We start from the raw sequence: 12,773 nt of genomic DNA, 5'->3' as shown, positions 1-12,773 counted from the left end.
TATACTCAACCTTCAATGCGGGGGTTGAGTATAAATTTGATGGGCCCGGATACAAATCCGGAGGATCAAAAATCATTTAAAATTACCGAAATTGAATTATTGACAAAAGAGGTATTAGTTAGTATAATATCAGTTGTCGGTTTTTAAGAGGTTACTAATGAGAGTTAATGTGTCTGATATTATTAAAACTGAAGGGGCCGGAATAGACGTCAATTTTAGTGACAATCTGCCGGGATTACGGGAGTATGATACTTCAGTAGAATTCAAACCTTCGTTTGAGTTCACAGGGCGCATCGTTAATTTGGGTGGCCTGTTAAAGTTAAGTGGTGGCCTTCATTTTGAATTTAGTGCGAATTGCCTCAGATGTTTGAAACAGGTTGATACGGTTTCCGATATCAAGGTAGAAGAGAGCTTTGTCGAGGTTTCCAAATCCGATGATGTTGATGCATATACATTTGAAGGTAATGTTGTGGACATTGATAAGCCACTTATGGACAACATAATCCTTGCACTGCCTATGAAAATAATCTGCAGTGAAGACTGCAAAGGCTTATGCAAGACATGTGGTACCAATTTGAACATAAAAAATTGTAATTGTGATGAACGCGAAATAGTAGACCCAAGAATGGAAATTCTTAAAGATTATTTCAAGTAGGTTTCTACTGGAAATAATTAAATAATAAAGTATGTTTTCAAGGAATAGCCTTGAAAAATGTAGGGTTTATTGTTTGATTATTTCTTGATGGTTGCATTATAGTAGGGAGGTGTTATTGATGGCAAATCCAAAGCGTAGATGGTCCAAGGCAAGAACAGGTAAGAGAAGATCCCAGTGGAAGCTGGCATCGCCAACTCTGGTAAGCTGCCCACAGTGTCATGTTTTCAAGCTGCCTCACAGGGTATGTGGTGAATGTGGATATTATGATGGCAAACAGGTAGTTAAAGTAGAAGCTAAATAATAATATGTCATTAAAGCAGCAGGATTACTCTTGCTGCTTTTTGATTTCTATTAAAAGAAAAAGGTTGTGTAAAAAAAGGCATTATTCCGTTGGAAAACGGGCATATAAGTATTGCCGCAGGTAGACTTGTCAAAAAAATTATATTACAATTGGTACAAGAAATAATATCCGGATATCCCGGACCTGAAGTAAAGTAATATGATATTAAAATAATTTTTTGGCCTGTGTGTACAGCAAGTGAAGAAGCATCAGTCAATGCATTGATTGGCAAATAAAGCAAATAATAATCCAGGTATTTGCTTGACTTTGTAAAGCTATATCGGAAGCTTTTATAAAAGACGCGGAGGTGTAAGGTTTGGGAAAACCCGTAGTAGCAGTTGTTGGTAGGCCTAATGTGGGAAAATCAACATTTTTTAACTATCTTGCAGGAAGCAGGATTTCCATTGTAGAAGATACTCCTGGAGTGACCAGAGACAGGATATATACTGAGATTGAATGGAGAAGCAAGAAATTTACCCTTATAGATACAGGCGGAATTGAGCCGTATTCAGAGGACATAATAATGCAGCAGATGAAGCGGCAGGCTGAAATTGCCATTGAGACTGCAGATGTTATAATATTTATGGTGGATGCAAAGGACGGCATGACAGCTACCGACAAGGAAGTGGCCACCTTGCTTAGAAAGTCCCAGAAGCCGGTTGTATTGACTGTTAACAAGGTTGACCGGGTGGGTGACCCGCCGCCTGAAATATACGAATTTTATAACCTCGGCATGGGAGATATGGTAGTAATATCTTCTGTTCACGGCCTTGGAATGGGGGACTTGCTTGACGCTGTTTTTGAACATTTTCCCGAAGATATTGATAACGAAGAAGATGAGGATGTTATAAAAGTAGCAGTGGTGGGAAAACCAAATGCCGGAAAGTCTTCATTAATAAATTCCATACTTGGGGAGGAAAGGGTTATTGTAAGCAGTATCCCCGGAACAACCAGGGATGCCATTGACACACACGTGGAAAACGACGGGCAGAAATTTACTTTTATTGATACGGCGGGTATCAGGAAAAGGGCAAAGATAAATGAAAGCATTGAAAAGTACAGTACCATCAGATCCTGGACCGCAATAGAGAGGGCTGACGTCTGCCTCATAATGATAGATGCCGAGGACGGCGTTACCGAGCAGGATACCAAAATAGCCGGTTATGCACACCAGCAGGGCAAGGCGTCTATAATAGTAATAAACAAATGGGATTTGATTGAAAAGCAGACAGGGACTCTGGAAGAATACAGAAAGCAGGTACATGAAAAATTAGGTTTCATGACTTATGCACCGGTATTGTTTATATCTGCCAAAACGGGGCAAAGAATCAATAAAATTTATGAATTGATAAAATATGTTGCGGATCAGGCAGCCTTCAGGATTTCCACAGGAATGCTTAACGATCTTGTCAATGAAGCGACAGCAATGGTTCAGCCGCCCTCCGACAAAGGAAAGAGGCTGAAGATTTACTATATGACGCAAGCGGGAATCAAGCCCCCTGCCTTTGTCGTGTTTGTGAACGATTTGGAGCTTTTCCATTATTCATATGAGCGGTATCTTGAGAATCAATTGAGAAAAAACTTTGGATTCGAAGGTACACCTATTAAATTTATTCACAGACAGCGGAACAAGGATGAATAGAATTCTCCTTCGGATATTAAGTTATAAAGCCTGTAAAGGCGGAAATGGTGGATGTATATGGGATTATTTGTAATTAAGCTGGTTGCTGTTGTTGTAATAGGATATCTGTTGGGGAGCTTGAACACTTCACTCATAGTCGGCAAATTTTACGGTACCGATGTCAGAAAGCACGGCAGCGGCAATGCAGGAATGACCAATACCCTCAGGACACTGGGAAAAGCGGCAGCTGTGATGGTTATTGCCGGAGATATATTAAAGGGTGTTATATCATACCTTTTAGGAAATATTATTATTAGTTCAATACCAGCATCCATAACTCTTGATCTGGCAGGCATAGGCGGAATGGCAGCCGGAATAGCTGCCATAGCAGGGCATAACTGGCCTGTTTACTTTGGGTTTAAGGGTGGAAAGGGAATACTTACCTCTTTCGCAGTTGTATTGATGATGGATTGGAAGCTTGGATTGATCCTGCTTGGAATATTTGCTGTAATTGTGGCAATTACAAGATATGTTTCCCTGGGCTCAATAATAGCCTCGGTTGCTTTTCCAATAGGTGCGGCTATAAAAGGAAACGGCACAATATTTATTATTTTTTCAGCTGTTCTGGCTGTTTTGGCCGTAGCCAGACATAAAGCGAATATAGGAAGACTGCTAAACGGCTCTGAGGCCAAGCTGGGTCAGAAGAAAAAAACCAACGGTTAAATCTATTTATAATGTAATTTTATATAATGGCCAATTAACCTCCTTTATTCGCCTTATAGCGATAAAGGATATAAATTTTCATTACATTTTGTGGCCGCAATGCGGCTCAAAGCCATAACATGGCTTAGGAGGTTAATATGAACAGAAATGTTGCAGTAGTCGGTGCCGGGAGTATGGGTACAGCCATGGCGGTCCTGTTATCGAAAAACGGAAATAATGTAAGCCTCTGGTCTCCGATGAAAGATGAAATTAACATGTTAAAGGCAAATAGGGAGCATGTGACAAGATTGCCGGGAGTAAAAGTTCCGGATAGTGTTGAATTTACTACAGATATCGAACATGCAGTAAAAAATGCAGAAGTTGTTGTGCTTGCAGTTCCATCTCAGACTACCAGACAGAATTGCAAAACACTGGCAGGTCTGATTTCAAAGGATACGGTTGTTGTAACCTGTTCGAAGGGAATAGAGGATGTCAGCTGTAAACTCTTATCGGAAATTATGCAGGAGGAGCTGCCGAATAACAATATAGCGGTTTTGTCGGGGCCAAGCCATGCCGAGGAGATTGGAAGAGATATACCCACAACTGTAGTGGCTGCGTCTGAGAATCTGGAAGTAGCAAAATTTTTGCAGGATTTGTTTATGACAGCTAACTTCAGGGTGTATACAAACACTGATGTAATAGGAGTTGAACTGGGCGGGGCCCTCAAGAACATTATAGCCCTGTGTGCCGGCATATCGGATGGTCTGGGTTTTGGGGACAATACAAAGGCCGCGCTGATGACAAGAGGTATTGCTGAAATTTCCAGGCTTGGTGTGGCAATGGGCGGAAATGCCGATACATTCTCAGGCCTTACGGGAGTGGGGGACCTGATTGTTACCTGTACCAGCATGCACAGCAGAAACAGAAGAGCGGGTATATTGATAGGTCAGGGCAAGTCTGTCCAGGAAGCACTTGATGAGGTCAATATGGTAGTGGAAGGTGTCGCTACCACAAAGCCGGCATATGAGCTGGCCAAAAAGCTGGGTGTGTCAATGCCCATAACCAGCGAAGCCTACAGTATTCTGTTTGAAGGCAAGGACCCGAGATATGCGGTCGGAGATCTTATGACCAGGGACAAAAAAACTGAAATGTAAATAATGAATTTAAATTAACTAGTTGTACTAATTATTCTATATTTGCTTTACCTGTAATTTTTTATATCAACTGGTAACTTCCGTACTAACTTCATGAAATAGGACGCACCAAAAACAATTGCGAAAATTGTAGCGCCTCATTTAAAGCGATTTTGCCGTCGCTCAAACTCGACATCCTGTCTCGATTTGAAGCTCAAAGCAGCGTCCTGCTGCTTTGTCGTCAAAACCGCTTTACCTTCGTCGGCAATTTACCGCAATTGTTTTTAACCGCGCATCCTATTTCATGAAGTTGTCCTCGCGTTACCAGTTGATTCTAATTAAATCTATCTGTAAAGCAAAAAACAATTTTCAATTGGCACAACATGTTAAATTAATTAAATGAATTTAATAGGTATATGAGGAGCTGTCACATCACGAAAGCGGATGTGGGCTCCTTTTTAGTTTTTACGAATAATTTTTTGATTGCAAATTTATTTTTGTAATATTAACTGTTTTCGGACATATATTTAATATTGAAAGTGACAAAATACATAGTCCTATTTGGGCGTGTAGCAATATAGGGGAGGGTTCTAAGCGTGGAAAAATTCAATATTTACCAGCAAATAGCTGAAAGAACTCAAGGGGATATTTATATAGGTATAGTGGGACCTGTAAGGACGGGAAAGTCAACATTCATAAAGAGATTTATGGATCTTTTGGTTATCCCCAATATAGAGAACGCATACCAGAAGGAAAGGGCAATAGATGAGCTTCCACAAAGTGCGTCGGGAAGAACCATAATGACCACTGAACCTAAATTCATCCCCAACGAGGCAGTAGAAGTAGTTATTGATGAAAACGTACAATTGAAAGTAAGAATGATTGATTGTGTGGGGTATATGGTCAGAGGGGCCATGGGGCATCTTGAGAACAATGCACCCAGGATGGTGTCGACACCATGGTACGAGTACCAGATTCCATTTGAAGAGGCAGCCGAAATAGGAACTAAAAAAGTAATAAATGAGCATTCCACAATAGGTGTGGTTGTCACCACAGACGGAAGCATCGCCGATATCCCCAGGGAAGATTATATAGATGCCGAAAGAAGGGTAATAACTGAACTGAGGTCCATTAACAAACCCTTTGTTGTGATAATCAACACCACCAGGCCAAGAGATCCTGAAACTCTCAGACTCCGGGATGAACTGGAACAGAAATATGGAGTAGCTGTTCTTCCCATGGATTGTTTGCAAATGAGAATAGATGATATAGATTCTGTAATGGAAAAAATCCTGTATGAATTCCCCATATATGAAATCGGTATAAACGTTCCCAGATGGGTTGAGGCTTTGGAGGATTCACACTGGCTTAAGGCCAATATGCTTGATTCCATAAGGGAAACCTTTAAGTCGGCGGGAAAAATAAGAGATATAAAGCTGGCTATGCCGGATTTTGAAGCATATGATTTCATAAAGAGGTCAGTAATTGACAGGGTTAGTCTAGGAGAAGGTTCGGTTCTTGTAGACATTTCAACGACTGACGGTCTGCTGTACAGAATACTCAGCGAAGAATCCGGCATGGAAATAGAGGGTGAGCATAAATTAATCAGTCTTATCAAGGATCTTGCCAGAATCAAAAAGGAGTATGACAGAGTTGAATATGCGCTGCACGAGGTCAAGGTGAAGGGGTACGGGATGGTTTCACCTCAGATGGAGGAGCTCACACTTGAGGAGCCTGAAATTATCAAACAGGGTAACAGGTTTGGAGTCAAGCTCAGAGCAAGCGCCCCGTCAATACATATGATAAGGGCGGACATTGAAACTGAGATAGCCCCGCTGGTTGGCACCGAAAAGCAGTCTGAAGAGCTGGTTACATATTTGCTCAGAGAATTTGAAAATGATACGGCAAGACTGTGGGAGTCCAATATATTCGGAAAATCACTGCATGAACTTGTCAATGAAGGTTTGCAGAATAAACTGTTCAGAATGCCTGAGGATGCTCAGCTCAAGCTGCAGGAAACATTGCAGAAAATAATAAATGAGGGCAGCGGCGGTTTAATCTGTATCATATTATAGTGAGAAAATTCTATAACAGTAATAATTTTAATAAGCAGTGCAAGTAGATCCTGCCGGTGTACAAATAAATGGGATTCGGTAAAAGGGAGGGACGCCCAAGCATCCCTCCCTTTTACATCTCTAAGTATTTATTTCATATAAGAATCTCTTCAGAGGTTTGTACAATGCGGCTATTATTACTGCTGAAATGAGGAATTCAGGCAGCATATAGCTCCCGTTGTAAATCAGGGAATATAAGTATACATTTTCTCCGGTCGTGGGTGCCCATAAAATAATTCCTGAAATAAAATGAAAAATGAACCTGCTTAACATAGCTATGGTGATACTTGCCATATTGGTCAGCAGGTTTTTTCTAATCAATCCCGAAAGTCCAATACTTGCAAAGGGCAGCAAATAGTCCAGCAGAACACTCAGGGGATGGTATGAATATTTGGGTCCCAATACGAACTGCAGTATTCCATAAACAAAGCCCGCAAGTAATCCATTTTTGCTTCCCCACCTCATGGAAAACAACACTATGGGTATCATGCTTCCGGCTGTCACGGAACCTCCGTAAGGGAACTCGTAAATCTTAACATAACTCAATATTTGGGCTAAGGCAATCATAATGCCCGCCTCCACCAACATTCTGGTAGACATTTTTTTCATGGTAAACTCCTCCTTAAAATAAAAAATGCCATACCTGTTTGGAAAAATGCAGCATGACAATAAGCTTTCCTACGCTGGCATTACCCAGATCAGGTACATGGAATGCAGAGCATTCCAAAGGGTTTTAAGTAAATATACTTATCTCAGCCGAATCAATTTTCAGCTCCCCGTTCAGGTATAAAGCAAACCGTCAAATAATGCCGTCAAGAATTATTAATTGTCTGCCAATACCTTACAATATGAAATTATATGGATACTTTTTATCCGAAGCTATTATAACAGATGTTTAAGATAATATCAATGAAAAGTTGATCAATAGGCCGCTTAATTAATCCATGCTTATTCCATAATTACTCAATAGAATAAAATTTTAGAAATTATCGAACAAATGTTTGCATTCTTTTCTTATTTTGATATAATATAAATGCATAAAATTCATGCAGGATTTTATTTACAGTAGTGTAAAATTTAATATTTATTATAGAAAAAGTGTTATCAGGTAGACAGTAACCGAAATTTATGTTTATCTTATGAAGCAGAAATGGAGCTTAAAAATGATAAGGGACAATATTTTCATAAAAGGTGCCAGGGAGCACAATCTAAAGAATGTGGACATTGAAATTCCAAGGGATAGATTTGTTGTTATTACCGGTCTCAGCGGGTCGGGAAAATCCTCGCTGGCTTTTGACACCATCTATGCAGAGGGACAGCGCAGGTATGTCGAATCTCTGTCTTCATACGCCAGACAGTTTCTGGGCCAAATGGAAAAACCTGATGTGGACTACATAGACGGCTTATCACCCGCCATATCCATAGATCAGAAAACTACCAGCAGAAATCCCCGTTCCACTGTCGGAACAGTAACCGAGATTCATGATTATCTCAGACTTCTTTATGCAAGAATAGGTATACCTCATTGTCCCAAATGCGGGAAAGAGATAACCCAGCAAACAGTAGATCAGATGGTTGACCAGATACTCTCTTTTGAGGAAGGCACAAGGATCCAATTGCTTGCACCTGTTGTCAGAGGTCGTAAGGGAGAATACCACAAGCTTATAGAGGATGCCAAAAAAGGCGGCTTTGTCAGGATCAGAGTCGATGGACAGGTGCTGGACATCAATGACGAAATCACAATGGACAAGAACAAGAAGCACAATATAGAGATTGTCGTGGACAGGCTTATCATCCGTGAGGATATACAGAAGAGGCTTTCCGATTCGTTGGAAACTGTACTTCACTTAAGCGGCGGCATTGCGATAATAGACGTTGTCGGTAAGGAAGAAATACTTTTCAGCCAGAATTTTGCCTGCAGCGATTGCGGCATAAGCATTGAAGAGCTCACACCCAGGATGTTCTCCTTCAACAATCCCTTTGGTGCCTGCCCTACCTGTACGGGACTGGGCAACCTGCTCAAAGTGGACCCCGATCTTGTGATACCTGACAGATCCCTGTCTCTTGCCGACGGAGCCATTACGGTTTCGGGCTGGAATGTGGAGAGCGAAGATGCCTATACCAGGATGATTTTCAATGCCTTGGCAAAGCATTACAAGTTTAAGCTCAACACTCCTGTTCATAAGCTTCCTGCCCAAATACTCGATATCATACTTTACGGGACAAAGGGTGAAAAAATAAAAGTCGAGTATGAGAGAGAATACGGCAGCGGATCTTATATGGCCGCATTTGAGGGCGTAATGAATGTAGTTGAGAGACGCTACAAGGAAACCCAGTCGGAAGGTATGAAGCAGTATTACGAGCAGTTCATGAGCAATACTCCATGCCCTGACTGCAACGGCGCCAGGTTGAAGCCCGAAAGTCTCGCTGTGACCGTAGGAAATAAAAATATTCACGAGCTGTCCACCATGTCTGTTGCAGACACAAAGGACTTTTTCATAAATATTGATCTGACCGAAAGACAAAAAATGATTGCAAACCAGATTTTGAAGGAAATAAATGCCAGGATAGGGTTTCTTGTGGACGTTGGATTGGATTATCTGACCCTTTCCAGAGCTGCCGGGACCTTATCAGGCGGGGAAGCACAGAGGATCAGGCTTGCAACACAGATCGGCTCGGGTTTGATGGGAGTTTTGTATATACTCGATGAGCCCAGCATCGGACTGCATCAGAGAGATAATGCAAGACTGCTGACCACCTTGAACCGCCTGAGGGATTTGGGAAATACCCTTATTGTGGTGGAGCATGACGAAGACACCATGCATGCCGCTGATTACATTATAGACATGGGACCCGGCGCAGGCATCCATGGAGGAAATGTGGTGGCCGAAGGTTCGCTGGAAAAGATACTTGAGTGTGAGGAGTCCCTGACAGGCCAGTATCTCAGCGGCAGAAAGAGTATCGAGGTTCCCAAAAAACGCAGAAAACCCAATGGAAAGTGGCTTGAAATCCTGGGGGCAAGGGAGAACAACCTTAAAGGAGTCAATGCCAAAATACCACTTGGAGTCTTAACTTCAATTACGGGAGTATCAGGGTCAGGTAAGAGTTCACTTATAAACGAGATATTATACAACAGCCTGGCAGCGCAGTTGAACAGGGCAAGGACCAGGCCTGGGGCCCATGATGCCATAAATGGCGTAGAAAACCTGGACAAGGTTATAAACATCGACCAGTCGCCAATCGGAAGGACGCCGAGATCCAATCCTGCTACCTATACAGGAGTATTTGATCTCATCAGGGAGGTTTTTGCTGCTACCACAGAAGCAAAAATGAAGGGCTACAAGAACGGAAGGTTCAGCTTCAATGTCAAGGGAGGCAGATGTGAAGCCTGCAGCGGAGACGGTATAATTAAAATAGAAATGCATTTTCTTCCTGATATTTATGTGCCTTGTGAAGTTTGTAAAGGCAAGAGGTACAACAGGGAGACACTGGAGGTCAAATATAAAGGGAAAAGTATCTCTGATGTTCTCAATATGACTGTAGAGGATGCACTTGAATTTTTCAAAAACATACCTAAAATTCAAAGAAAGCTGCAGACACTTTACGATGTCGGCCTGGGCTATGTCAAGGTAGGACAGCCCTCAACCACCCTGTCGGGAGGAGAAGCCCAAAGGGTCAAACTTGCTACCGAACTGTCCAAAAGAAGTACCGGAAGTACTCTCTATATATTGGACGAGCCTACCACCGGACTTCATATTGCCGATGTGCACAGACTTATAGACATTCTCCAGAGGCTTGTGGATGCAGGCAATTCCATAGTTGTTATCGAGCATAATCTGGATGTTATCAAAACCTCCGATTATATTTTGGACTTGGGCCCTGAAGGAGGAAACAAGGGCGGTACCATTATTGCCCAGGGTACTCCTGAGCAGGTAGCAAAGGTTGAAGGTTCCTATACGGGAAATTATCTGAAAAGGATATTAAAATAAAGTATCAATAAATTTCATAATAAATAATTAAGGAGTTCCTATAAAATACGTTTTTCTAGGAACTCTATTTACGTGCTCCTAAATAATCATTTATTGCATCAAAACAGCCAATACCTGGCTTTGTTAATTCTATGTTAACTTTATTGTAAATTAGTTAACAATACTATATAATGGTAACGGTTAAATGTTATATTTTGTCGAAAGAAGGTACCTCACAATGTTTAGAATTACAGCTAAGGAAGAGATATTTTTTGACTATTTTATTGAGACTTGTGAAATCATCTGTAAGGCAGCAAACCTGCTTGATGATTTGACACACAATTATGTCAATGTCAACGAAAAGATCATGAGCATTGAAGAAGCTGAGCACGCATGTGACAGCTATGTTCACAAAATTCTTAATGAACTTAACAAATCCTTTATTACTCCTATTGACAGGGAAGATATTTTTACCATTGCCAAAGAACTTGATAACATTACCGATGATATTGAGAGTGCAGCTCACCGCTTCAGCATGTTCAATGTTAAGGAAGTAAGACCCGAAGCACTTACTCTTACAAAGTTGATTGTTAAGGCCACCGGCGAACTGAGAAATGTAATGATTGAAGTAAAGAATATGAAGAAAAGCAAGCAGCTTCAGAACAAGATTATTGAAGTGAATAATGTTGAAGATGAAGCAGATACCATTTTCAGGGATGCCATGGCCAGTTTGTTTATGTCTGAAACCGATGCGGTTGAAGTAATAAAATGGAAGGCGATATTTGAATTACTGGAAAATACAATAGATGCATGTGAAGATGTTGCAAATATAGTAGAAGGGGTTGTAATGAAAAATGCTTAGTGTTTCATTGGTAGCTGTTGTTGTATTGGCACTAGGATTTGATTTTATAAACGGCTTTCACGATACTGCAAATTCTATCGCTACATCTGTTTCAACAAGAGTGCTGTCTCCAAGACAGGCAATACTTATGTCGGCAGTATTAAATTTTGTAGGTGCACTGACCAGCAGTAAAGTTGCCCATACCATAACCAATGGTTTGGTGGACGGCGATATGATTAAAGGCCAATATGTAATAATTGCGACCATTATCGCTGCAATTATATGGGATTTGATAACCTGGTATTTCGGAATTCCCAGCAGTTCGTCACATGCTTTGATCGGAGCGCTGGTGGGATCTGCAATTGCCTATTCAGGGGGAATAAGCATTGTAAAATGGCAGGGAGTTTGGGAGAAGGTGGTATTGCCTTTGGTAACTTCGCCGTTTATTGGTTTTGGTATAGGCTTTCTATTTATGACCTTATTGTACAAACTACTCCGTAATTTAACCCCGAGATTCATAAACAAATGGTTTTCAAAATTACAGATAATATCTGCGGCATTTATGGCTTATTCCCACGGTAATAACGATGCGCAGAAATCCATGGGTATCATAACTCTGGCTCTGGTGGGTGCAGGCCTGAACGGCGGTCATACGGGTGTACAGCCCTGGGTTATGGTGGCCTGTGCATTATCAATGGCTTTGGGAACCTCCATCGGAGGCTGGAAAATAATCAAGACCATAGGGGTCAATATGATCAGGCTGCAGCCTATCGGAGGCTTTGCTGCCGAAACAGGTGCTGCCATTGTCATAGAGACCATGACACATTTTGGAGCCCCCGTCAGTACCACGCATGTTATTTCATCATCAATAATGGGTGTGGGAGCCTCAAAGAGACTGTCGGCCGTTAAATGGTCCCTTGTAAGAAACATAGTCTGGGCCTGGGTAATTACCATTCCTGTATCCGCCTTGATAGGTGCATTTATAACTACCATATTCAAGTTATTTATCTGAAATAAACTAAACAGGATATAAATTTTAACTCTATACTTAAAAAAGGAAACGGTAGATTAAGCCTGGTTTAATTTGCCGTTTCCTTTTTTCCAAATTTATTTAATCCGGTAACAGAATATTTACATATTGAAAAATCAAAACAGGGATTAAGGACGTATAAACACGCAAGGAAGACTATAGACACGGTTAATTAATTTGTTTTGCAATTAATAACGAATATAACTTAATAGTAGCAAAAACAACTGAAAAGCTGTTAGACCTAGGAGTATACTTGTGTTATACTATTAAAAACATATTGGAGTAAAAGGGAAAATATAAAATTTAAAAAATTATAGACATTTCTGGAAATAATATAGTATATATGTATATATAAAGTTGCAAGATGGG

General features: G+C 41.0%; 10 protein-coding genes. 9 read left to right on the top strand and 1 reads right to left on the bottom strand.

Translation table 11 applies throughout. The features are described from left to right. Window positions 1–157 precede the first annotated feature (157 nt). From CTER_RS22380 to spoIVA, 6 genes are all read left to right on the top strand, one after another. A complete protein-coding gene (locus CTER_RS22380) occupies window positions 158–655 on the top strand; it encodes a YceD family protein (RefSeq protein ID WP_004629740.1) in 498 nt (165 codons plus the stop codon). A 118-nt stretch (window positions 656–773) separates the two neighbouring features. After that, window positions 774–956: a 50S ribosomal protein L32 gene (gene rpmF, locus CTER_RS22375; RefSeq protein WP_004622625.1), complete on the top strand. Its 183-nt coding sequence runs from the start codon at window positions 774–776 to the stop codon at window positions 954–956. A gap of 355 nt (window positions 957–1,311) precedes the next feature. Then, on the top strand, window positions 1,312–2,637 hold the full coding sequence (gene der / locus CTER_RS22365; protein ID WP_004630068.1) for a ribosome biogenesis GTPase Der: 1,326 nt from the start codon (window positions 1,312–1,314) through the stop codon (window positions 2,635–2,637). Between the two features lie 57 nt (window positions 2,638–2,694). After that, complete coding sequence (gene plsY, locus CTER_RS22360) at window positions 2,695–3,339, top strand: glycerol-3-phosphate 1-O-acyltransferase PlsY (RefSeq protein WP_040761948.1); 645 nt, start codon at window positions 2,695–2,697, stop codon at window positions 3,337–3,339. A gap of 137 nt (window positions 3,340–3,476) precedes the next feature. After that, on the top strand, window positions 3,477–4,472 hold the full coding sequence (locus CTER_RS22355; protein ID WP_004630219.1) for an NAD(P)H-dependent glycerol-3-phosphate dehydrogenase: 996 nt from the start codon (window positions 3,477–3,479) through the stop codon (window positions 4,470–4,472). A gap of 575 nt (window positions 4,473–5,047) precedes the next feature. Then, window positions 5,048–6,526, top strand: coding sequence for a stage IV sporulation protein A (gene spoIVA, locus CTER_RS22350; protein WP_004629700.1), 1,479 nt, complete (start codon window positions 5,048–5,050; stop codon window positions 6,524–6,526). Between the two features lie 120 nt (window positions 6,527–6,646). On the opposite strand, the gene thiT is transcribed toward spoIVA, so the two are convergent. Then, window positions 6,647–7,174 carry an energy-coupled thiamine transporter ThiT gene (gene thiT, locus CTER_RS22345; protein WP_004630236.1) on the bottom strand — a complete coding sequence of 176 codons (528 nt, stop codon included), beginning with the start codon at window positions 7,172–7,174 and terminating at the stop codon, window positions 6,647–6,649. Window positions 7,175–7,728: 554 nt separating this feature from the next. Here thiT and uvrA point away from each other — a divergent pair. The 3 genes from uvrA (at window position 7,729) to CTER_RS22330 (ending at window position 12,386) form a co-directional block, all read left to right on the top strand. Further along, the gene (uvrA, locus tag CTER_RS22340) at window positions 7,729–10,554 is read left to right on the top strand and encodes an excinuclease ABC subunit UvrA (RefSeq protein ID WP_004630243.1); all 2,826 of its coding nucleotides are present in this window, start codon (window positions 7,729–7,731) and stop codon (window positions 10,552–10,554) included. Between the two features lie 217 nt (window positions 10,555–10,771). Next, on the top strand, window positions 10,772–11,395 hold the full coding sequence (locus CTER_RS22335) for a DUF47 domain-containing protein (protein WP_004630072.1): 624 nt from the start codon (window positions 10,772–10,774) through the stop codon (window positions 11,393–11,395). Beyond that, entirely contained in the window at window positions 11,388–12,386 is a 999-nt protein-coding gene (locus CTER_RS22330) for an inorganic phosphate transporter (RefSeq protein WP_004629955.1), read from the top strand. Before CTER_RS22335 ends, CTER_RS22330 begins: the two co-directional genes overlap by 8 nt. Window positions 12,387–12,773: the final 387 nt, after the last annotated feature.

Source organism: Ruminiclostridium cellobioparum subsp. termitidis CT1112 (assembly GCF_000350485.1).
Classification (GTDB): domain Bacteria; phylum Bacillota; class Clostridia; order Acetivibrionales; family DSM-1351; genus Ruminiclostridium; species Ruminiclostridium termitidis.
The sequence above is the reverse complement of the archived record's forward strand: the minus strand, read 5'-3'. Positions and strand labels throughout refer to the sequence as shown.

What these genes read in the sequence shown, in the direction of transcription:
- CTER_RS22335 (WP_004630072.1), top strand. Translation starts at nt 10,772, where the DNA reads ATGTTTAGAATTACAGCTAAGGAAGAGATATTTTTTGACTATTTTATT.
- uvrA (WP_004630243.1), top strand. Translation starts at nt 7,729, where the DNA reads ATGATAAGGGACAATATTTTCATAAAAGGTGCCAGGGAGCACAATCTA.
- CTER_RS22330 (WP_004629955.1), top strand. Translation starts at nt 11,388, where the DNA reads ATGCTTAGTGTTTCATTGGTAGCTGTTGTTGTATTGGCACTAGGATTT.
- thiT (WP_004630236.1), bottom strand. Translation starts at nt 7,174, where the DNA reads ATGAAAAAAATGTCTACCAGAATGTTGGTGGAGGCGGGCATTATGATT.
- CTER_RS22380 (WP_004629740.1), top strand. Translation starts at nt 158, where the DNA reads ATGAGAGTTAATGTGTCTGATATTATTAAAACTGAAGGGGCCGGAATA.
- rpmF (WP_004622625.1), top strand. Translation starts at nt 774, where the DNA reads ATGGCAAATCCAAAGCGTAGATGGTCCAAGGCAAGAACAGGTAAGAGA.
- plsY (WP_040761948.1), top strand. Translation starts at nt 2,695, where the DNA reads ATGGGATTATTTGTAATTAAGCTGGTTGCTGTTGTTGTAATAGGATAT.
- CTER_RS22355 (WP_004630219.1), top strand. Translation starts at nt 3,477, where the DNA reads ATGAACAGAAATGTTGCAGTAGTCGGTGCCGGGAGTATGGGTACAGCC.